The following is a 20,120-nucleotide window of genomic DNA, read 5'->3' as shown; positions in this document are numbered from 1 at the left end:
GGCCGGACCGGTCCGGCGCCGACCTCGCGGGCGCGGACCTGCGCGGGGCCGACCTGCGGCGCGCCGACCTGCGCGGCACCGTCCTCATCGGGGCGGACCTGCGCCGGGCCGACCTGCGCGGGGCGGACCTGCTGGGCGCCGACACCCGCGGCGCGGACCTCGGCGGTACCGACCTGCGGGACGCGCTCTTCCTCACCCGCACCCAGCTGGACGCCGCGCGAGGCGACCGCGTCACACACCTGCCCGCATGGGCCGACCGCCCGGCACACTGGCCCGCGTGACGACGACCTCATCCCCGGCCTCCCCGGCGCAGCCCGACCCCCGCACGACCGCGCCGGACGGCCGGCCCCGGGCGCGCGGGATCGGCATCCCGTTCCCCGGCGAGCCGGGGCCGCTCAACGCCGTCACCGACGTGCCCGGTCTCGAGGTCGGCTACGTGACGCTCGTCGAGGGCGACGGCCCGCTCGTCGTCGGCGAGGGTCCGGTCCGCACCGGCGTCACCGCGATCCTGCCGCGCGGCCGGGACGGCGTCGGTGTCCCGTGCGCCGCGGGCTGGTACTCGCTCAACGGCAACGGCGAGATGACCGGCACCACGTGGGTCGAGGAGGTCGGCGCCCTCGCCCTGCCGGTCGTCGTCTCCAACACCCACGCCGTCGGCGCGTGCCACACCGGCACGGTCGAGTGGGTCGCCCGCACGCACCCGGCGGTCGCCGCGGAGTGGCTGCTGCCGGTCGTCGCGGAGACCTGGGACGGCTACCTCAACGACATCAACGGCGGGCACGTCCGCCCGGAGCACGCGGTCGCCGCGCTCGACGGCGCGACGTCCGGCCCGCTCGCCGAGGGGTCGGTCGGCGGCGGCACCGGGATGAACTGCTACTCGTTCAAGGGCGGCAGCGGGACGGCGTCCCGGGTCGTCGCGCACGGGTCGAGCCGGTACACCGTGGGGGCGTTCGTGCAGGCCAACTTCGGCGACCGCGGCGAGCTGTCCGTCGCGGGCGTGCGGCTCGGGGACCGGCTCGCGGACGACGACCCGATGTCGGACCCGGCGTGGCTCGTCCGCGACGTCGAGCGGGCCGCGGCACGCGCGCCCGGGGCGGTGCGGCCGCCGTCCGCGCCGTCCCCGGCCTCGCTGCCGCCGGGGGCGACCCGGCCACCGGGCGGGGCCGGGTCGGTCATCGTCGTCGTCGCGACGGACGCCCCGCTGCTGCCCGGCCAGTGCAAGGCGCTGGCCCGCCGGGTGCCGCTCGGGCTGGCCCGGACCGGCACCTCGGGCGGGCACTTCTCCGGCGACATCTTCCTCGCGTTCTCGACCGCCAACGCGGGCGCGCTGCGCAGCCGGATCCCGGTGAGCGCCGCGACCGACGACGACTACGACACCCTGCGGTTCGTGCCCTGGGGCCGGATGGACCCGTTCTTCACGGCCGTCGTCCAGTGCGTCGAGGAGGCGGTGCTCAACGCGCTCGTCGTCAACGCCGACATGGTCGGCCGGGACGGGCACCGCTCCCCCGCGCTCCCGCACGGGGCGGTCCGTGAGGCGCTCGCCCGCGCCGGGGTGCTCGCGCCGTGAGCCGCCCGCTGCCCATCGCCCTCGTCCAGGCGCCGTCGCTGGCCGACCCGCTCGCCGACGACGCCCTCGACCGGTTCGAGGCCGACGTCACCTCGGTGCTGCGCCGGTTCCCGCAGACCCGGCTCGTCGTCCACCCCGAGCTGCACACGACGGACCCGACGGGTCTCACGGAGGCGGACGCCGCACGCCTCGCCGAGCCGCTCGACGGGCCGCGCGTCACCCGGCTGCGGGAGATCGCGGCCCGCGCCGGGGTCTGGCTCGTGCCCGGCAGCGTCCTCGAGGCCGGGGCCGGTGGCGCCGTCCACAACACCGCGCTGCTGCTGTCGCCGACCGGGGACCTGCACGCGTCGTACCGCAAGATCTTCCCGTGGCGGCCGTACGAGCCGCAGGCGCCGGGCGGGGAGTTCGTCGTCGCCGACCTCGACGGGATCGGCCGGGTCGGGCTGGCGATCTGCTACGACTCCTGGTTCCCCGAGCACGCCCGCCAGCTCGCCTGGCTCGGCGCGGAGCTCATCGTCACGGTCGTCATGACGACGTCGTCCGACCGCGCGCAGGAGCTCGTCCTCACGCGGGCCAACGCGATCGCGAACCAGGTGCACGTCGTCGCCGTGAACACCGCGGGGCCGGCCGGCACCGGGCGCAGCCTCGTCGTCGACCCCGAGGGCCGGGTCCGGGTCGACAGCCCGGACGCGATGCCGTGCGTCCTCGTGGACGTCCTCGACCTCGACGACGTCCCCCGGGTGCGCCGGTTCGGCACCGCCGGGCTCAACCGGCTCTGGGACCAGTTCGCCGAGGGCGACGCACCGCTCGAGCTGCCGGCGTACGGCGGCCGGATGGACCCGGCGACGTGGCGGCCCGCGACCGGACCGGCCGGCGGCGCCCCCTACAGCGGCGGGTAGACCTTGCCGGTGAGCTCGTCGGCCTCGTAGATGTCACCGGGCGGGCCGACGATGAGCGGGTCCGGGGTGCCGACGATGGTGTGGTCCTTCTCCGGGTAGTCGATGAGGCTGAGCACCCAGCGCATCGCCTCGACCCGGCCGCGCTTCTTGTCGTTGCTCCGCACGACCGTCCACGGCGCGAAGTCGGTGGACGTGTAGAAGAACATCGCCTCCTTGGCCTCGGAGTAGGAGTCCCACTTGTCGAGGGAGGCGAGGTCCATCGGGCTGAGCTTCCACTGCCGGACCGGGTCGATCCGCCGGATCGTGAACCGGGTGACCTGCTCCTTGCGGCTCACCGAGAACCAGAACTTCACGAGGATGATCCCGCTGCGGACCAGCAGGTTCTCGAACTGCGGGGCCTGCCGCATGAACTCCTGGTACTCCGGGTCGGAGGCGAAGCCCATGACCCGCTCGACGCCCGCCCGGTTGTACCAGGAGCGGTCGAAGAGCACGATCTCGCCGGCGCTGGGCAGGTGCTGCACGTACCGCTGGAAGTACCACTGCCCGGCCTCGCGGGCCGTCGGCTTGGTGAGCGCGACGACGTTGGCGCCACGCGGGTTGAGGTGCTCCATGAACCGCTTGATCGTGCCGCCCTTGCCCGCGGCGTCGCGGCCCTCGAAGACCAGGCACAGCTTGAGGCCGGCCTCCTTGACGTGGGCCTGCAGCTTGAGCAGCTCGATCTGGAGCAGCCGCTTGCTGATCTCGTACTCGCGGCGCGACATCCGCTCGTCGTACGGGTAGCCCTCGCGCCACGTGTCGACCGGGGCGCCGTCCGGCCCGAGGAGCACCGGGTCGTCGACCTCGTCCCACGTGCCGTCGACCGCCAGGCCCTTGAGGTTCAGCTCCTCGTCGGAGAGGTCCTGCAACGAGGCGATGAGGTCCTGGAGCTCCATGACCGACTCGATGTCGAGCTCGTGACGCTCACTCATGTCCTGCCGCCTCCTCGTCGTGCCCCGGGGCCTGATCCTGGCACCCGCACGGCGACCGGGCCCAGCGACCAACGGCTGAAGAATCGGCAACCGGCAGGTGGATCCGTAGCCGGACGCCCCTACCCGCCTTCTCTCACCCCAACGCCGTCCGGGACTGGCACCGGGAACGATCGGCCACAGCCGGGTGTCGTCGATCGTCCCCGCTACTGCATCGGTTGCAGGGTTGTCCACAGGACCGCGGGCGCGGGTCGAGGTGTCACGGTTGCAGGCACCAGGATCGGGGTGTGGTCGAGCGCGGACGCCGGGGCTTGACGGTGTCGGTGCCGCCCGCCCTGCTCCGCGTCGCCCAGGACCAGGCGGGGGTCGTGTCGCGACGGCAGGCGCTCGACGCCGGCCTCTCCGCCCGGCAGGTCGACTGGCGGGTGCGCTCAGGGCGGTGGGCACGGCTGCACCCCGGCATCTACGTAACCCATACCGGCCCGCCGGCGGCGCCGGGCAGGGTCTGGGCAGCGCTCCTGCTCGCCGGGCCCCGCGCCGTCGCAGGAGGGAGGACCGCGCTCGCACTCTGGGGCGTCCTCGACGCGGCTCCCGGAGCCGTGACCGTCTGCGTGCCGCACGACATGACGCCGGCCCCGGCACCGGGTGCGGCCTTCGCCCGACGCAGGTCGTTGGCCACGGCGCGCCACCCGACGGTCCAGCCTCCGCGCCTGCGCGTCGAGGAGGCGGTACTCGACGTCGCGGACGCGGCGACCCGGGTCACTGACGTCGTCGACGTCGTCGTCCGCGCGGTGCAGCGCAGACTCACCACGGCGCCACGACTGCGCGAGGCGCTGGCGCGGCGGCCGCGGCACCGTTGGCGGCGGCTGCTCGGCCTCGTGCTCGAGGACGTCGTCGTCGGGGTCCGGTCGGCGCTCGAGCGCGAGTACCTGCGCCGGGTCGAACGTGCGCACGGCCTGCCGCCCGGCCGGTACAACCCGCAGGAGTCGGTCGTCGAGCGGCGCCGCGAGCGGAAGCGGTACCGCGACGTGCGGTACGAGGTCTGGGCCCTCGTCGTCGAGCTGGACGGCGACGAGGCGCACGCCGAGGAGGACCGCCACGACGAGCACCGCCGCGACAACGCGGTGACCCGGTCGGGCGGTGCGTCACTGCGCTACGGCTGGCGCGACGTCGCCGCCGAGCCGTGCCTGGTCGCCGAGGAGGTCGCGGCGTCACTGCGCGCCCGCGGCTGGGGCGGGCGCCCTGTCCCGTGCTCCCCCGCCTGCCCGCTGGACAGCGGCGACAACGACAGTGGGGACGATCGACCACACCCGGCTGTCGGTGATCGTCCCCGCTGGACGGGCCGGCAGCAGAGCAAGCCGCTGACAAGGCGCGTCAGTCGGACGCGTGCAGCCGCCGCGCCGCCTCGGCGATCGAGCCCGACAGGCTCGGGTACACCGTGAACGCCTGCGCGACGTCGTCCACCGTGAGCCGGTGCTCGACCGCGAGCGTCACGGGGAAGATCAGCTCGCTGGCCCGCGGCGCGACGACGACCCCGCCGAGGATCTCCTGCGAGCGCGCGCCGCAGAACAGCTTGACGAACCCGTCGTGGATGCCCTGCATCTTGGCCCGGGCGTTCGTCGCGAGCGGCAGTTTGACCGTGCGCGCCCGCACCTCGCCGGCCTCGATCTGCGCGGCGTTCCAGCCGACGGTCGCGATCTCGGGGGCGGTGAAGACGTTGGCGGAGACGGTCCGCAGGTCGAGCGGGGCGACCGCGTCGCCGAGGCTGTGCCACATCGCGATCCGGCCCTGCATGGCCGCCACCGACGCCAGCGCCAGCACCCCGGTGCAGTCGCCGGCCGCGTAGACGCCGCGGGACGTCGTCCGGCTCACCCGGTCGACCTGGACGTGACCGCTCTCGGTGAGCGTCACCCCGGCACCGCCCAGGCCCATCCCCGCGGTGTTCGGGATCGAGCCGACGGCGACGAGGCAGTGCGAGCCCTCCACGGTGCGTCCGTCGGCGAGCGTCACGACGACGCCGTCGCCGGTCCGCTTGACCGCCTGCGCCCGCGAGCGCGAGAGCACCTCCATGCCCCGGCGGCGGAACACCGCCTCGATGACCTCGGCGGCGTCCGGGTCCTCGCCGGGGAGCACCCGGTCCCGGCTCGAGACGAGGACGACGTCCGCGCCGAGCGCGTCGTAGGCGCTCGCGAACTCGGCCCCGGTGACGCCCGACCCGACGACGACGAGCCGCTCCGGCAGGTGGTCGAGGTCGTAGAGCTGCTTCCACGTGAGGATCCGCTCGCCGTCGGGGAGCGCGTCGGGCAGCTCGCGCGGATGCGCGCCGACCGCGACGAGCACGGTCTCGGCGTCGAAGGCGGTCGTGCCCGGGGTGCCGTCGACCCCGTCGACGACGACCCGGTGCGGCCCGTCGAGCCGGCCCCGACCGCGGACGATCCGCACGCCCTCGGACTCCAGGCGCCGGTGGATGTCGTCGGACTGGGCCTGCGCGAGCGCCTTGACCCGGCGGTTGACGACCCCGAGGTCGACGGCGACGGCACTGTGGGCGTCCCGCTCGCCGCCGGCCGAGCCGGGGAACCGGACCCCGAGCTCGGCGGACTCGCCGACGAGCGTCATCACCTCGGCGGTCGCGATGAGCGTCTTCGACGGGACGACGTCGGTCAGGACCGCGGCGCCGCCGAGCCCGTCGGCGTCGACGACCGTGACGTCGGCCCCGAGCTGGGCGGCGACCAGCGCCGCCTCGTACCCACCCGGACCGCCACCGACGACGACCACCTTCGCGCGCTCTGCCACCCGGGCATTCTCGCGCATGGCCGCTCCACCGCCGTCACACCCGTGCCGTGGCGCCGCACACCCGTGCGGCGGTGCGCCCACCGCACGCCGCCCGGGATGCCTAGGCTGTGTGCTCATGGCCCTGTACGCCGCGTACGCGAGCAACCTCGACCCCGAGCGGATGAGCCAGCGGGCTCCGCACTCGCCCCTGCAGGGCTCCGGGTGGCTCGTCGGGTGGCGACTCACCTTCGGCGGCGAGGACGTCGGCTGGGAGGGCTCGCTCTGCACCGTCGTCGAGGACCCGGGCCATCAGGTCTACGTCGCCCTCTACGACGTCCACGAGCTCGACGAGAAGCTCCTCGACGAGTGGGAGGGCCTGGAGATCGGGCTCTGGAACAAGATCCGGGTGCGGGTCAGCACGCTCGAGGGCGACGTCACCGCCTGGCTCTACGTGCTCAACGCCTACGAGGGCGGCCTGCCGAGCGCCCGCTACCTCGGGATGCTCGCGGACGCCGCCGAGGCCGGCGGTGCGCCGGACGACTACGTCGCCGAGCTGCGCAACCGGCCCTGCTCGTCGGTCGACTGAGCCGGTCGCCCGGGCCCGGACCGGCGCCGGTCGCTACGCTCGCGGCCATGACCGACGACGTCGCGCAGACCCCGTCCCTCGACGACCCCGGCACCGACCCGAAGGTCGTCGCGCAGGCCGCCGCCGACCGGGTCGCCGAGCTGACCGGGGTCGCCTCGCACGACGTCGCGCTCGTCCTCGGCTCGGGCTGGGCGCCGGCCGGCGACCTGCTCGGGGAGACCCTCGCGACCTTCGCGACGACGGACCTGCCCGGCTTCTCGGCGGCCGCCGTGGCCGGCCACTCGGGCACGATCCGCTCGGTGCGGATCGGCGACACCGACCGGCGCGCGCTCGTCTTCGGCACCCGTACCCACTACTACGAGGGCCGTGGCGTGCGGGCCGTCGTCCACGGGGTCCGGACGGCGGCCGCGGCCGGCGTCCGCACCCTCGTCCTCACGAACGGCTGCGGCGGGCTCGACCCGACGTGGACGCCGGGCACGCCGGTCCTCATCAGCGACCACATCAACCTCACGGGCGCGAGCCCGCTCGAGGGCGCGACGTTCGTCGACCTCACCGACCTGTACTCGGCGCGGCTGCGGGCGATCTGCCACGGTGTCGACCCGACCCTCGCCGAGGGCGTCTACGTGCAGTTCCGCGGGCCGCAGTACGAGACCCCGGCCGAGGTCCGGATGGCCGGGATCCTCGGCGGCACCCTCGTCGGGATGTCGACGACGCTCGAGGCGATCGCGGCCCGCGAGGCCGGGATGGAGGTGCTCGGCATCTCCCTCGTGACGAACCTCGGTGCGGGCATCGCGCCGCCCGGCGGGGTCGCGCAGCCGCTCTCCCACGAGGAGGTCATCGCCGCGGGCAAGGCCGCGGCCGAGCGGGTCGGCGGGATGCTCGCCGAGGTGATCCGGCAGTTCTGAGTCGGTGCGTCCGACTCAGTGCACCGGCACGTACTCGATGCCGAGGTCGCGACCGAGCGCCGCGAGACTCGTCTCGAAGAACGGCCCCGCGTCGGTGAGGCAGAAGTGCAGGTGGTTGAAGACGTCCATCGCGACGAGGCCGTAGAGCTGCACCCAGGCCCGGAGGAAGACGTCGATCGCCGTGAGCGGGACGTCCCCGGCCGCCTCACCGAAGAGGTCGACGAGCGAGGTCCGGTAGTCCCGCAGCTGTGAGGCCAGCGCCTCCGGGAGGCTCTCCTCCGGGGCGACCGGGAAGGGCAGCTCGGCCCACAGCCGGACGAAGATCTCGGTGAACACCGCCCCGAACCGCATGCCCGCCGCGTGCGCGGGGTCGTCGAGGTTGTGCGTCACGGAGGGGACGGGCGTCCCGAAGACGAGGCGGAACTCCTGCGGGTGCGCCGCGGCCCAGTCCCGGAACGCCTTGGCGGCGCACACGAGCTGGACGACGACGAGCGGCTTGCCGGCCATCCGCGCCTCGGTGGCCAGCACCTGCCCCGCACCGTCCCGCGCCGCCGCGAGCACTGCGGCGAGCCGGTCGTAGCTGTCCGCGACGAGGGCCTTGTGCAGGTCCTCGTGGCTCGGGAAGTACCGGTAGAGACCGGGCGCGGTCATCCCCATCTCGCGGGCGATCGCCCGCAGGGTCGCGGCCTCCGGGCCCTCCTCGACGAGCAGCCGGAGGGCGACCGCCTTGATCTCGTCGACGGTGGCCGCGCGCAACCGCTCGCGCCGGCCCACGGGCGCATCGGTCGACATGCCGCAACTCCCCTTGACAATCGTGAACAGGTAGGTCAAGAGTAAACGCCGTAAGCAAACACTGTTAACTCCTGCGACGGCCTTTCTCCTGGGGAGAGCGTACGCGCAGGAACGTCCGCCGGGAGAGTGCCATGTTCGCGTCGTGGGGTCTGTCGTTGGCGAGGTGGCGCTGGGCCGTCCTCGTCCTGTCGTTCGTGGCGGTCGCCGCCGCCGGGGTCTGGGGGCCGGGCGTCGTCGAGCGCCTCACGAGCGGAGGGTTCGACGACCCGGGGTCGCCCGCCACCGTGGCCGAGCAGCGGATCGTCGAGACGGTCGGGCGGCAGGACACCGACATCGTCGCCCTCTACTCCTCCCCCACCCTCACCGTCGACGACCCCGCGTTCCGGACGGCGGTCGAGGGGGCCCTCGCGACGCTGCCCGCGACGGACGTCACCCAGGTCGTCACGTACTGGAGCAGCGGGGCCGACGTCTTCGTCAGCGTCGACCGGCACTCGACGTACGCGGCCGTCCGGCTCGCCGACGACACCCGGGCCGGCCGCTCCGACGTCTACGAGGAGGTGGCCGACGGGCTGCGCGCGACCGACCCCCGGGTCACGACGGCGCTCGGCGGCAACGCCGCGATCGACGCCCAGATCAGCACCCAGGTCGGCGAGGACCTCGCCCGGGCCGAGTCGCTGTCGGCGCCGATCCTCGTCGTGCTCCTGCTCGTCGTCTTCGGCAGCGCCGTGGCGGCCGGTCTCCCGCTGCTCATCGGGGCCTTCACCGTGCTCGGGTCGTTCGTCGCCGTGCGGCTCATCACCGAGGTCACCGAGGTCTCGGTGTTCGCGATCAACATCATCACGATCCTCGGGCTCGGGCTGTCCATCGACTACGCGCTCTTCGTCGTGAGCCGGTTCCGGGAGCAGATCCGCGCGGGGCAGGACGTCCCCGAGGCGCTCGCGACGACGATGGCGACCGCCGGGCGCACCGTCGCCTTCTCGGCGGTCACCGTCGCGGTCTCGATGACCGGCCTGCTGCTCTTCCCGCAGGTGTTCCTGCGCTCCATGGGCTTCGGCGGCATCGCCGCCGTCGTCGTCGCCGCGGTGACGTCCCTCACCGTGCTGCCGGCGCTGCTCGCCGTCCTCGGCCGCCGCGTCGACGCGCTGCGGATCCGGCTGCCGCGCACCCTGACCGGCGCGCTCGCCGCGCGCCGGGCCCGGCGCGCGACGGCCACCGGTGCGCACACCGGTGGCTGGGAGCGCCTGGCCCGCAGCGTCATGCGCCGTCCGGTCCTGTGGGCCGGCGCGGTGGTCGCCGTCCTCGCCGTCCTCGGCTCGCCGTTCCTCCACGTCGAGTTCGGCGGCATCGACGCCCGTGCCCTGCCCGAGGGGGCGCAGGGCCGCGTCGTCGCCGAGGCGCTCGACCGGGACTTCGGCGGCGTCGACACGGCACCGATCGACGTGCTCGTCGAGGGGGCGGACGACGCCGCGCTCGCCTCCTTCTCGACCGCGGTCGCCGGCGTGGACGGCGTGACGGGGGTCCGCCCGGTCGCCGCCCGCAACGGTGCGACGCTGCTCGCGGTCGGCTACACCGGCGGGGCGGTCGAGGCCGGCGCCCGGGAGGCGGTCACCGCGATCCGCGCACTGCCCGCCCCGGCGGGCGCCACGGTCGACGTCGGCGGTGTGAGCGCCCAGCAGGTCGACCTGCGGGCGAGCATCGCCCGGACCCTGCCCTGGATGGCGCTGCTCGTCGTCACCGCGACGTTCCTCCTGCTGTTCCTCGCGTTCGGCTCGCTCGTCCTGCCGCTCAAGGCGGTCGTCATGAACGTGCTCTCGCTCGGGGCGGCGTTCGGCGTCGTCACGTGGATCTTCCAGGACGGCAACCTGTCGGGGCTGCTCGGGTTCACCTCGACCGGGACCGTCGAGACGACGCAGCCGATCCTCATGCTCGCGATCCTGTTCGGTCTGTCGATGGACTACGAGGTGTTCCTGCTGTCCCGGATCCGGGAGGAGTGGGACGCCACGGGCGACAACACCGCGGCCGTCGCGGCCGGGCTGCAGCGGACCGGCCGGATCATCACGAGCGCCGCCCTGCTGCTCGTCGTCGTCATCGCCGCCTTCTCCACGTCCGGCATCACGTTCATCAAGCTCATCGGGGTCGGGATGGCGGTCGCGATCGTCGTCGACGCCACGGTCGTCCGGGCCCTCCTCGTGCCGGCGACGATGCGGCTGCTCGGCCGGGCGAACTGGTGGGCGCCGGCGCCGATGGTCCGCTGGTGGGAGCGGTACGGCGTCCGCGAGAGCGACGGCCCGGTGCCGCCGCGGCGGTCGGCCGGGGCGCTGGAGGCACCGGGGCGCGCACCCGAACCGGCGCCGGAACCCGTTGCCTGACAACGCCTCCGGTAGTCCGGACGGACCGGCCCGGCCCTCGCTCGCGGGGGCCGGGCCGGTCCACGTCCGGGACGTCCGCGGTTCGCCCTGCCGTCACCGAATCGTTTCGCTCGCGGGCTGTCCGCGGCCCGCGCCCACGCGGTAGCGTCGCGCTCCGGACGGCGGCCCCCGGCCCCACCGCCGACGACGAGGACGTGGCATGGCGCGCTCCGAGAACCCCGAGGCCCCCGTCGCGCAGGCCGACGGGGTGTCCGTGGCGTCCGCGCGCGGGTGTCGGCGGCGACCCCGGANGCCTGCGCGACGTCGCGCAGGCCGCCGGGGTGTCCGTGGCGTCCGCGAGCGTCGCCCTCAACGGCCGGTCCGGGGTCGCCGCCGACACCCGCGCGCGGATCCTCGAGGCCGCCGAACGCCTGGGGTACCGGGCCAACCCGCAGGCCCAGGCGCTGCGGCGGGGCCGGACGAGCACGTACGCGTTCGTCGTCCGCAACTTCACCAACCCGTTCTTCCTCGACGTCATCAGCGGTGCCGAGGAGGTCGCCGCCCGGGCCGGGGCGTCGCTGCTCATCGCGGACTCGCACTACTCCCTGACCCGCGAGGCCGAGCAGGTCCGCGCGATGGCCGGACGGCACTGCGCCGGGCTCGCGATCGCCCCCGTCGGCACCGGCGGGTCGATCCGGCTGTGGCAGTCGCTGCGGCCGGGGATGCCCACCGTCGCGCTCAACGCCGCGGCCCCAGGCCTGGAGGGCGTGAGCCGGGTCGCGCCGGACAACGCCGCGGCCGTCCGGCTCCCGCTGGAGCGCCTCGCCGAGCTCGGGCACACCCACGTCGCGTTCCTCACCGCGCCGCGCGGCCTCATGGCCGACCCCGACCGGCTGCGGTCCTTCCGCCGGGAGGCCCGCCGGCTCGGCCTGCGCGGCGACGTCGTCCCGGGGCCGCTGACCATCGCCGACGTGCACGCGACGACGCTGCGGGTGCTCTCGGCGAGCGACCCGCCGACGGCGATCGTGGCGAACTCGGACTACACCGCTCACGGCGTGTACACGGCCGTGCGCGAGCTCGGCCTCGACATCGGCGGCACGGTGAGTGTCGTCGGTCACGACGACCTCCCGACGTCCGCGCTGCTCGACCCGCCGCTCGCCACGCTGCGCCTGGACCGCCGCGCGATGGGCCGTGCGCTCATGGAACGCCTGATCAGCCACGGGGCGGCGCAGGACCACCGGGAACCGGTCGAGCTCGTCGAGCGCCCCTCCCTCGGGCCACCCCGTCATCTGCGTGTGGCGAGCCGTTCCCGTGCACGTCATCCCAGGTCAGCCGCGCGTTCCCCGGCCGCGGCGACAACTCGGTAACGGCGCTTGACGGCCTCGGGACCCCCGTGAAAGATGACGACCGCCTAAACGATTCGGTGCCCGCTCCGGCGGGCTGACAGCCCGGCCGCACCCGCGTACCGATCCAGCCCACCAGGCACCAGCATCCTCACCCCGGTCGTCGCCCAGGCGGCCCGGTCGGCCCCCCAACTGGAGGCAACACAGTGCGAACGTCCCGTCGGGCACTCATCTCGGTCTTCGCCGTCGGCGCGGCGCTCGCCGTGACCGCCTGCTCCCCGCCCACCAGCGAGGGCACCTCGACGACGAACAGCCCCGCGGCGAGCGGCTCGAGCGCCGCCGCCGACGCCAAGACGGCGACCTCGGCCGCCGCCTTCGGCGGCATGGAGGCCCTCGTCGCGGCCGCCAAGGCGGAGGGCCAGCTGAACGTCATCGCCCTCCCGCCGGACTGGGCGAACTACGGCGAGATCATCTCGACCTTCTCGACGAAGTACGGGATCAAGGTCAACTCCGCGCAGCCGGACGGGTCGAGCCAGGACGAGGTCAACGCCGTCAAGCAGCTCAAGGGCACCGACCGTGCGCCGGACGTCCTCGACATGGGCGCCGCGGTGACCGTCGCCAACACCGACCTCTACGCGCCGTACCAGGTCGCGACGTGGGCCGACATCCCGGACGCCCAGAAGGAGGCCACCGGCCTCTACGTGCAGGACTACGGCGGCTACATGTCGATCGGCTACGACTCGGCCAAGGTGCCGGACGTGACCTCGGTCGCCGACCTGCTCAAGCCCGAGTACAAGGGCAAGGTCGCGCTCAACGGTGACCCGACGGCGGCCAACGCGGCACTCAACGGCGTCATGATGGCCTCGATCGCCAACGGCGGCTCCGTCGACGACATCACCAAGGGCGTCGACTTCTTCGCCAAGCTCAAGAAGGCCGGCAACTTCATCCCCGTCCAGGCGACGTCCGCGACGGTGAAGAACGGCACGACGCCGGTCGTCTTCGACTGGGACTACCTGTCGGCGGCCGCCAAGGCCCAGGTCCCGACGTGGAAGGTCTTCGTCCCGAAGGAGTCCGTCCTCGGCGGCTACTACAACCAGGCCATCAACAAGGACGCCCCGCACCCCGCGGCGGCGCGCCTGTGGCAGGAGTTCCTCTTCTCCGACGAGGGCCAGAACCTGTGGCTCAAGGGTGGCGCCCGCCCGGTCCGGATGGACGCCATGACGAAGGCCGGCACGATCGACGCAGCGGCCGCCGCGGCGCTGCCGCCGGTCGAGGGCACCCCGGTCTTCATGAGCGTCGACCAGTCGGCGAAGGCGTCCGAGGCGCTCAAGACGTCCTGGCAGAAGGCGATCAGCTGACCAGGGCACGACGGACAGCGGAAGCGCTCCATGACTGACAGCGCGACCATGGTCGGCGGCCGCCCCTCCGGGGGCGGCCGTCGGCTGTCGTGGTCCTGGCTCGGGGCCCTGCCCTTCTTCGTGTACGTCGGCCTCTTCCTGCTCCTGCCGACGCTCGTCGTCGTCTTCGGCGCCTTCGTCGACCCGTCGGGGCGGCCGACGACGGCGAACCTGTCCGCGCTCGGGCAGGACTTCGTCGTCACCTCGTTCAAGAACAGCATCGTGCTGTCCGCCGAGAGCGGGCTCATCGGTGCGCTGCTCGGCGCCGTGGTGGCCTACGCGATCGCGACCGGGCGTCCCGAGGGCGGCCTGCGGCGCACGTTCGTCGCGGCGTCCGGGATGCTCGCGCAGTCCGGTGGCGTCACGCTGGCCTTCGCGTTCATCGCGACGATCGGCGGCGAGGGCTTCATCACCGTGCTGCTGCGCGGCCAGGGGATCGACGTCAGCCCGACGCTCCTGTTCGGGCTCAGCGGCCTGACGATCGTCTACGCCTACTTCCAGATCCCGCTCATGGTGCTCGTCTTCCTCCCCGCGCTCGACGGCATCCGGCCGCAGTGGCGCGAGGCGACCGAGACCCTCGGAGGCACCTCGTGGCACTACTGGCGCCACGTCGCGGTGCCGATCCTCACGCCGCCGTTCCTCGGCGCGCTCCTGCTGCTGTTCGCGAACGCGTTCTCCGCCTACGCGACGGCGGCCGCGCTCATCAGCCAGGGCAGCATCATCGCGCCGCTGCAGATCCGGGTCGCGCTCACGAGCGAGACGATCGCCGGCCAGGAGAACGTCGGCAAGGCGATCGCGCTCGGCATGATCGTCGTCGTCGGGGTCGTCATGGCGCTCTACACGCTCCTCGAGCGCCGCAGCGCCCGGTGGTTGAAGAAATGAGCGGGGCTGACGCCGTGAGAGGGGCCCGATGAGCCAGACGACCCCCTACCCCGCCGCGAGCGCCGGCAGCATCGCCGTCCTCAGCGGCGACGTGACGGCCCGCTCCCCGCGGGGGCTGCGCGCCTCGCGCAACCGCCGGCTGCAGCTGTTCCGCGTCGTCGTGCTGCTGCTCGCGTCGGCGTTCTTCCTCGTGCCGTTCCTCGCGATGGTCGAGTTCAGCACCCGCGGCACCGGTGTCGACGCCGCACGCACGCTCGACGCCTGGCGGCGCATCGCCACCTACCCGAACCTCATCTCGGCGATCATCACCTCGCTCGAGCTGTCGGTCCTCACGTCGGTCGCCTCGCTCGCGCTCATGGTGCCGACGATGATCTGGGTGCGGCTGCGCCTGCCCCGGATCAACCGGCTCGTCGAGTTCGTCTGCCTGCTGCCGCTGACGATCCCCGCGATCGTCCTCGTCGTCGGGCTCGTCCCGGTCTACGCCTGGGTGAACTACCTGTCCCCCGGCCCGCTCAAGGGCTCGTCGCTCGTCCTGACGTTCGCGTACATCGTGCTCGTCCTGCCCTACGTCTACCGCGCGCTCGACGCGGGTCTGCGCGCCATCGACGTGCAGACCCTCGCCGAGGCGGCGCGCAGCCTCGGCGCCGGCTGGCCGACCGTGATGTTCCGGGTCGTCGGGCCGAACATGTCCGCGGCGATCCTCAACGCGGCCGTCCTGTGCGTCGCCCTCGTCATGGGCGAGTTCACGGTCGCCTCGCTGCTCAACTACGTGAACCTGCAGTACGAGCTGAACAACCTCGGCCAGGCCGACGCCAGCGTGTCCGTCGCCGTCGCCGTCGGGTTCCAGCTCTTCGTCGTCGCCCTGCTCGTGGGCCTGTCGTTCATCGGCCGCCGTCGCGGCAGCAAGGAGGCGTGAGTGTCGACCACGACGACCGCGACGGAGGGCACCTCCGGACCGCTCGGCCGGGCCGGGGTCGAGGTCCGGCTCGAGGGCCTCGTCCGGCGCTACGGCGCCGTGACCGCCCTCGACGGCCTCGACCTCACCCTGCACGCCGGTGAGCTCGTCGCCCTTCTCGGCCCGTCCGGCTGCGGCAAGACGACGGCCCTGCGACTGCTCGCCGGCCTCGAGGACTGCGACGCCGGCCGGGTCGTCGTCGGGGGCAAGGAGCTCACGCACCTACCGACGAACAAGCGCGGCATGGGCATGGTCTTCCAGGCGTACTCGCTCTTCCCGCACATGACGGCCCGCGAGAACGTCGCCTTCGGGCTGCGGCTGCGCAAGGTCGGGCACACCGAGCGGCTCAAGCGCGCGGGCGACATGCTCGACCTCGTCGGCCTGTCGAAGCAGGCCGACCGCTACGCGCACCAGATGTCCGGCGGCCAGCAGCAGCGCGTCGCGCTGGCCCGCGCGCTCGCGATCCAGCCGACGGTGCTCCTGCTCGACGAGCCGCTGTCGGCGCTCGACGCCAAGGTGCGCGTGCAGCTGCGGGACGAGATCCGCCGCATCCAGCTCGAGGTCGGCACGACGACGCTGTTCGTCACGCACGACCAGGAGGAGGCGCTCGCGATCGCCGACCGGGTCGGCGTCATGCGCGACGGCCGGCTCGAGCAGCTCGCGTCCCCGATCGACGTCTACTCCAGCCCCGCCACCCCGTTCGTCGCCGACTTCGTCGGGCTCATGAACCGCATCTCGGCGAAGGTCGCGGACGGCGCGGCGCAGGTCCTCGGGGCGGTGCTGCCGCTCGCGGCCGGGACCACCGCGACGACCGGCGACGGGACGGCGCTCGTGCGGCCCGAGGCGGTGCAGGTGGTGGCCTCGGGCGGCGACGAGATCCCGGGCAGCGCGGAGGGTTCCGTCGTCTCCACGGCTTTCCTCGGCGCCGTGAGCCGGCTGACCATCGACGTCCGCAACGGCCTCGTCATCGCGCAGATGCCGACCTCGCAGGCCGCGGAGTTCCACCCGGGTGACAGCGTGCGCGTCACGGTGCGCCCCGACCCGGTGCTCGTGACCCCGGCCTGACCCGTTCCACGGCTCACCGCTCCACGGCTCCACGGCTCCACGGCTCCACCGCTCTGCCGTCCCGCCCACCGCCGCCCCACGGCCCATCCTGCCGAGGACCTGATGAGCGCGCCCCACCTGCCGGCCGTCGGCTTCGCGACGCCGCCCCCGCTCACCCTGCACCGCACCTGGAGCAGCGGGGAGATCGTCCGCACCGGGCGGGAGGCGGCGTACCGGCAGCTCGACATCGGTGGCGGTGAGGCGCACCTGCTCCGCGACGAGCTCGCCCCCGGGGCGTCGCGGTGGCGCGGCGCCGCCGGGTCGGTGCGCGGCGTCCGGTCGCTGCTCTGCCTCGCGCACGTCACGGACCTGCAGCTCGCCGACGTCCAGTCGCCCGCCCGGTTCGAGTTCTTCAACCGGGAGTTCGCGGACCCGCGGTTCCGCGACCTCGTCCCGGTGCAGCGCCCCCAGGAGGCGCTGACGACGCACGCCGTCGACGCGATGCTGCGCACCCTGAACCGGATCGACGCCGGCCCGGTCGGCAGCCGGCCGGTCGACCTCGTCGTGACGACGGGCGACGCGATCGACAACGCGCAGTGGAACGAGCTCGAGGCGTTCCTCGCGCTCATGGACGGCGGCGTCGTCCGCGGCCGCTCCGGCGCGCACCGCTACGAGGGCGTCCAGTCGGTCAGCTGGCCGGACGACGTCTTCTGGCGGCCGGACGGCGCCGGGCCGGCGGGCGAGGACCTCTTCCGCGCGCACTACGGCTTCCCGCACCTGCCGGGCCTCATCGAGCGCGCCCTCGACGACTTCACCTCCGCCGGGCTGCGGGTGCCGTGGCTCGCGTGCTTCGGCAACCACGAGGCGCTCATCCAGGGCGTCGGGGTCGTGACCCCGGAGGTCGAGGCGGCCCTCGTCGGCGGGCTCAAGCCGACCCGGCTGCCGCCGGGCATCGACCTCGACCGGGCGGTCGAGATCTTCATCTCGGGCTCGCACGCCTTCCTCGGCGGCGACGACCGGCCCGTGACGCCGGACCCGGCCCGCCGTCCGATCACCCGCGCCGAGTTCGTCGAGGCGCACTTCCGCAGCGGTGCCCGGCCCGACGGCCACGGGTTCACCGAGACGAACCGCCGCACCGGGACGGCCTACTACGCCTACGACACCGAGCACGTGCGCCTCGTCGCGCTCGACACGACGTGCGTGGCAGGGGCGGCGGACGGCGCGCTCGACGTCGACCAGGTCCGCTGGCTCGAGGAGCGGCTCGTCGAGGTGCACTCGCAGTACGAGACGCCCGACGGGACGACGGTGCGCACGGGGCACGACGACCGGCTCGTCGTCCTGTTCTCGCACCACGGCCTGGACACCCTGACGAACCGGCGCGGTGTGCGGCCGGGCGTCGACGGCTCGGACGTCGTCGGCGCCCCGGAGCTGCTGCGCCTGGTGCACCGCTTCCCGAACGTCGTCCTGTGGCTCAACGGCCACACGCACACGAACGGCGTCCGGCCGCGCCCGCACCCGGACCGCACGGGCGCCGGCTTCTGGGAGGTCACGACGTGCGCCGTCGTCGACTGGCCCTGCCAGACCCGGATCGTCGAGATCGTCGACGCGGGCGAGGGGATGCTCGCGCTCGCGTGCACGATGGTCGACCACGACAGCCCCCAGCACCTCACGGGCGCCTGGTCGGGCGGCATGGGCGCCACCGGCGGGATCCCGGTGCAGGCCTCGGTGCACGGGCAGGTCGACCTCGCCGCGCTGCACCGCGAGCTCGCGGCCAACGTGCCGTGGGCGGGTCTGGAGTCGCCCCTCGCCGGGACGGTCGCCGACCGCAACGTCGTGCTGCCGATCCGGGCGCCGTTCCCGCTCTCCCGGGCGTGCTGACGCCGGGTGCCCCGCGGCCCGGTGCGGGTCAGCGCGGGGCGCGGGCGGCGAGCACCCGGGCCGTGAACCCGAGCCGGCGCTCGAGGACGCCGCCCCGGGACCGGGGGCGCAGCACGGCCTGCTCGCGCAACGGGCCGAGGACGCCCGCCTCGAGCCCATCGGCGGGGTACCGCTCCTCGATCGCCCGCCGGACGCCCCGCCCGGCCTCGTGGGCGCGGGCCCGGAGCAGGTCGGCCGCGGCGCCGGCGTTGAGCAGGTGCGCCTCGACGCCGCGCGCGACCGGCACGGTGACGTCGAGGTGCAGCACGACGGCGTCCGCGAGCGCCTCCGCGTGCGGGTACCCGTGGGCGGCCGCGAGGTCGAGGGCGGCGAGGCCGCCCTCGACGGCGAAGCAGCCGCCGCGCCGGCCGCGGTGCGCGGGCGTGAGGCCCAGGTCGTGGAGCAGGCACGCGGCGTAGAGCAGCTCGGGGTCGGGCCGCAGCCCGTTCGCCCGGCCGAGGACGTCCGCCCAGAGCCAGGTGCGCAGGCAGTGCGCGAGGACGGCACCGCCCGCGCTGCTGTCCGCGGCGCGGCTCGCCTCGAACGCCGCCCGGGTGAAGGCGGAGTCCGGCGGGTGCTCGGCGAGGTCGAGGTCCGGCCGCACCGCGCCGTCCCGTGCGTCCCTGTCGGACCGGCGTCGGCGCGCACCCACGGCCGCCCGGGCCGCGGCGACCAGGTAGACGAGCTCCTCCCGCCGGGAGAGCCGCCCGCCGGTGCGGCGCGCCCACGCGAGGTCGTGCCCGCTCACGACGCGGCCCCGGCGAGCACGGTGAAGCGGGCCCGGTAGTCGGCCGGTGAGGTCCCCACGACCCGCACGAACGCCCGCCGCATCACCTCGGCGGAGGCGAACCCGGCCCGTCGGGCGGCGGCGTCGACGGTGCTGCCCCGCTCGAGGGCGTCCCGGACCGTCTCGACCCGCACCGCCTCGACGAACCGGGCCGGGCTCGTGCCGACCTCGGCCCGGAAGCACCGGGCGAGGTGCCGCGGGCTCATCGCGGCCCGGTCCGCGAGCGTCTCGAGCCGGTGGTCGGCCTGCGGCGCGTCGAGGACGGCGTCGACGACCCGTCGCAGCGCGCCCTCCGGCAGCGCCGGCAGCGGCACCCGGGTGCGGAACTGGGCCTGCCCGCCAGGCCGGCGCAGGAACACGACGAGCCAGCGGGCGACGTCCCGGGCGACGACGAGCCCGTGGTCCGCCTCGACGAGGGCGAGCGCGAGGTCGATGCCCGCGGTGACCCCGGCGGACGTGACGACCGGCCCGTCGGCGACGACGATCCGGTCCGGCTCCCAGCGGGTCGCCGGGTACGCCCGGGCCGCGGCGCGGGCGACCGCCCAGTGCGTCGTCGCGCGCCGGTCGTCGAGCAGCCCGGCGGCCGCGAGGGTGAGCGCACCGGCGCAGACGGACGCGGTCCGCCGGCTGCGGGCCGCCAGCCGCCGCACGGGCGCGACGTCGGCCTCGGTCGGCGGGGCACCCGTGAGGTCGAACGCCCCCGGCACGAGCAGGGTGTCGAACGGCCCGCGGACGGTGTCGAGGTCGGTGTCGGCCCGGACGACGAGCCCGCTGCCGGTGCGGACGTCCCGCCCGCCCGGGGACGCCGTCCGCACCCGGTAGGCCGTGCGCCCGAGCAGCCGGTTCGCGGCGTCGAGGACGTCGAGCGGCCCCGCGACGTCGAGCAGCTGGACGCCGTCACGCAGCACCACGAGCACCTGCCGGGCCGGACCCGGTCGCGCATCACCCATGCGCCCACGAT

18 protein-coding genes are annotated in these 20,120 nt (G+C 74.5%); 13 read left to right on the top strand and 5 right to left on the bottom strand.

All coding sequences use genetic code 11. The features are described from left to right. From ECOMGDLI_RS33340 to ECOMGDLI_RS33330, 3 genes are all read left to right on the top strand, one after another. Positions 1–281: pentapeptide repeat-containing protein (locus ECOMGDLI_RS33340; RefSeq protein ID WP_143448087.1), on the top strand; the 281-nt coding region annotated here is incomplete at its 5' end. Then, on the top strand, positions 278–1,567 hold the full coding sequence (locus ECOMGDLI_RS33335) for a P1 family peptidase (protein ID WP_198955415.1): 1,290 nt from the start codon (positions 278–280) through the stop codon (positions 1,565–1,567). The genes ECOMGDLI_RS33340 and ECOMGDLI_RS33335, both read left to right, overlap by 4 nt. Next, complete coding sequence (locus ECOMGDLI_RS33330) at positions 1,564–2,466, top strand: carbon-nitrogen hydrolase family protein (protein WP_088321159.1); 903 nt, start codon at positions 1,564–1,566, stop codon at positions 2,464–2,466. Before ECOMGDLI_RS33335 ends, ECOMGDLI_RS33330 begins: the two co-directional genes overlap by 4 nt. Here ECOMGDLI_RS33330 and ppk2 read toward each other — a convergent pair. After that, positions 2,451–3,398 (bottom strand): polyphosphate kinase 2, encoded by a 948-nt coding sequence (gene ppk2, locus ECOMGDLI_RS33325; protein WP_088321168.1) that lies wholly within the window; start codon positions 3,396–3,398, stop codon positions 2,451–2,453. The genes ECOMGDLI_RS33330 and ppk2 overlap by 16 nt on opposite strands. 320 nt (positions 3,399–3,718) lie before the next feature. Between ppk2 and ECOMGDLI_RS33320 the strand changes: the two genes are divergently transcribed. Further along, positions 3,719–4,873, top strand: a complete 1,155-nt coding sequence (locus tag ECOMGDLI_RS33320; RefSeq protein ID WP_143448086.1) for a type IV toxin-antitoxin system AbiEi family antitoxin domain-containing protein — start codon at positions 3,719–3,721, stop codon at positions 4,871–4,873. Here ECOMGDLI_RS33320 and ECOMGDLI_RS33315 read toward each other — a convergent pair. Further along, on the bottom strand, positions 4,806–6,224 hold the full coding sequence (locus ECOMGDLI_RS33315; protein ID WP_304441428.1) for an NAD(P)H-quinone dehydrogenase: 1,419 nt from the start codon (positions 6,222–6,224) through the stop codon (positions 4,806–4,808). The two genes, ECOMGDLI_RS33320 and ECOMGDLI_RS33315, sit on opposite strands and share 68 nt — an antisense overlap. Before the next feature lie 115 nt (positions 6,225–6,339). Between ECOMGDLI_RS33315 and ECOMGDLI_RS33310 the strand changes: the two genes are divergently transcribed. Both ECOMGDLI_RS33310 and ECOMGDLI_RS33305 read left to right on the top strand, forming a co-directional pair. Next, positions 6,340–6,789 carry a gamma-glutamylcyclotransferase gene (locus ECOMGDLI_RS33310; protein WP_088321154.1) on the top strand — a complete coding sequence of 150 codons (450 nt, stop codon included), beginning with the start codon at positions 6,340–6,342 and terminating at the stop codon, positions 6,787–6,789. A 47-nt stretch (positions 6,790–6,836) separates the two neighbouring features. Beyond that, positions 6,837–7,694: a purine-nucleoside phosphorylase gene (locus ECOMGDLI_RS33305; RefSeq protein ID WP_088321153.1), complete on the top strand. Its 858-nt coding sequence runs from the start codon at positions 6,837–6,839 to the stop codon at positions 7,692–7,694. 15 nt (positions 7,695–7,709) lie between these two features. Here the strand turns inward: ECOMGDLI_RS33305 and ECOMGDLI_RS33300 are convergent, their stop codons facing one another. Next, positions 7,710–8,486 (bottom strand): TetR/AcrR family transcriptional regulator, encoded by a 777-nt coding sequence (locus tag ECOMGDLI_RS33300; RefSeq protein ID WP_088321151.1) that lies wholly within the window; start codon positions 8,484–8,486, stop codon positions 7,710–7,712. A gap of 131 nt (positions 8,487–8,617) precedes the next feature. On the opposite strand from ECOMGDLI_RS33300, the gene ECOMGDLI_RS33295 reads away from it, so the two are divergent. From ECOMGDLI_RS33295 to ECOMGDLI_RS33265, 7 genes are all read left to right on the top strand, one after another. Beyond that, positions 8,618–10,855, top strand: coding sequence for an MMPL family transporter (locus ECOMGDLI_RS33295; protein ID WP_088321149.1), 2,238 nt, complete (start codon positions 8,618–8,620; stop codon positions 10,853–10,855). A gap of 293 nt (positions 10,856–11,148) precedes the next feature. Further along, a complete protein-coding gene (locus tag ECOMGDLI_RS37130; protein ID WP_369812824.1) occupies positions 11,149–12,201 on the top strand; it encodes a LacI family DNA-binding transcriptional regulator in 1,053 nt (350 codons plus the stop codon). 182 nt (positions 12,202–12,383) lie between these two features. Beyond that, positions 12,384–13,535 carry an ABC transporter substrate-binding protein gene (locus ECOMGDLI_RS33285; protein WP_233153742.1) on the top strand — a complete coding sequence of 384 codons (1,152 nt, stop codon included), beginning with the start codon at positions 12,384–12,386 and terminating at the stop codon, positions 13,533–13,535. Positions 13,536–13,565: 30 nt separating this feature from the next. Further along, positions 13,566–14,456: an ABC transporter permease subunit gene (locus ECOMGDLI_RS33280; RefSeq protein ID WP_233153741.1), complete on the top strand. Its 891-nt coding sequence runs from the start codon at positions 13,566–13,568 to the stop codon at positions 14,454–14,456. Between the two features lie 28 nt (positions 14,457–14,484). Further along, positions 14,485–15,372 (top strand): ABC transporter permease, encoded by an 888-nt coding sequence (locus tag ECOMGDLI_RS33275; protein WP_088321145.1) that lies wholly within the window; start codon positions 14,485–14,487, stop codon positions 15,370–15,372. After that, a complete protein-coding gene (locus ECOMGDLI_RS33270) occupies positions 15,373–16,476 on the top strand; it encodes an ABC transporter ATP-binding protein (RefSeq protein ID WP_088321143.1) in 1,104 nt (367 codons plus the stop codon). A gap of 102 nt (positions 16,477–16,578) precedes the next feature. Next, entirely contained in the window at positions 16,579–18,333 is a 1,755-nt protein-coding gene (locus ECOMGDLI_RS33265; protein WP_088321141.1) for a TIGR03767 family metallophosphoesterase, read from the top strand. 28 nt (positions 18,334–18,361) lie between these two features. Here the strand turns inward: ECOMGDLI_RS33265 and ECOMGDLI_RS33260 are convergent, their stop codons facing one another. Both ECOMGDLI_RS33260 and ECOMGDLI_RS33255 read right to left on the bottom strand, forming a co-directional pair. Further along, positions 18,362–19,120, bottom strand: a complete 759-nt coding sequence (locus ECOMGDLI_RS33260; RefSeq protein ID WP_088321138.1) for an HD domain-containing protein — start codon at positions 19,118–19,120, stop codon at positions 18,362–18,364. Beyond that, complete coding sequence (locus ECOMGDLI_RS33255; protein WP_088321136.1) at positions 19,117–20,109, bottom strand: GlxA family transcriptional regulator; 993 nt, start codon at positions 20,107–20,109, stop codon at positions 19,117–19,119. The genes ECOMGDLI_RS33260 and ECOMGDLI_RS33255 overlap by 4 nt, the downstream gene beginning before the upstream one ends. Positions 20,110–20,120: the final 11 nt, after the last annotated feature.

This window comes from Kineosporia sp. R_H_3, from assembly GCF_002198675.1.
Classification (GTDB): Bacteria; Actinomycetota; Actinomycetes; order Actinomycetales; family Kineosporiaceae; genus R-H-3.
This window is presented reverse-complemented; position numbering and strand designations above follow the sequence as displayed.

What these genes read in the sequence shown, in the direction of transcription:
- ECOMGDLI_RS33310 (WP_088321154.1), top strand. Translation starts at nt 6,340, where the DNA reads ATGGCCCTGTACGCCGCGTACGCGAGCAACCTCGACCCCGAGCGGATG.
- ECOMGDLI_RS33275 (WP_088321145.1), top strand. Translation starts at nt 14,485, where the DNA reads ATGAGCCAGACGACCCCCTACCCCGCCGCGAGCGCCGGCAGCATCGCC.
- ECOMGDLI_RS33295 (WP_088321149.1), top strand. Translation starts at nt 8,618, where the DNA reads ATGTTCGCGTCGTGGGGTCTGTCGTTGGCGAGGTGGCGCTGGGCCGTC.
- ppk2 (WP_088321168.1), bottom strand. Translation starts at nt 3,398, where the DNA reads ATGGAGCTCCAGGACCTCATCGCCTCGTTGCAGGACCTCTCCGACGAG.
- ECOMGDLI_RS33300 (WP_088321151.1), bottom strand. Translation starts at nt 8,486, where the DNA reads ATGTCGACCGATGCGCCCGTGGGCCGGCGCGAGCGGTTGCGCGCGGCC.
- ECOMGDLI_RS33305 (WP_088321153.1), top strand. Translation starts at nt 6,837, where the DNA reads ATGACCGACGACGTCGCGCAGACCCCGTCCCTCGACGACCCCGGCACC.
- ECOMGDLI_RS33255 (WP_088321136.1), bottom strand. Translation starts at nt 20,109, where the DNA reads ATGGGTGATGCGCGACCGGGTCCGGCCCGGCAGGTGCTCGTGGTGCTG.
- ECOMGDLI_RS33280 (WP_233153741.1), top strand. Translation starts at nt 13,566, where the DNA reads ATGACTGACAGCGCGACCATGGTCGGCGGCCGCCCCTCCGGGGGCGGC.
- ECOMGDLI_RS33265 (WP_088321141.1), top strand. Translation starts at nt 16,579, where the DNA reads ATGAGCGCGCCCCACCTGCCGGCCGTCGGCTTCGCGACGCCGCCCCCG.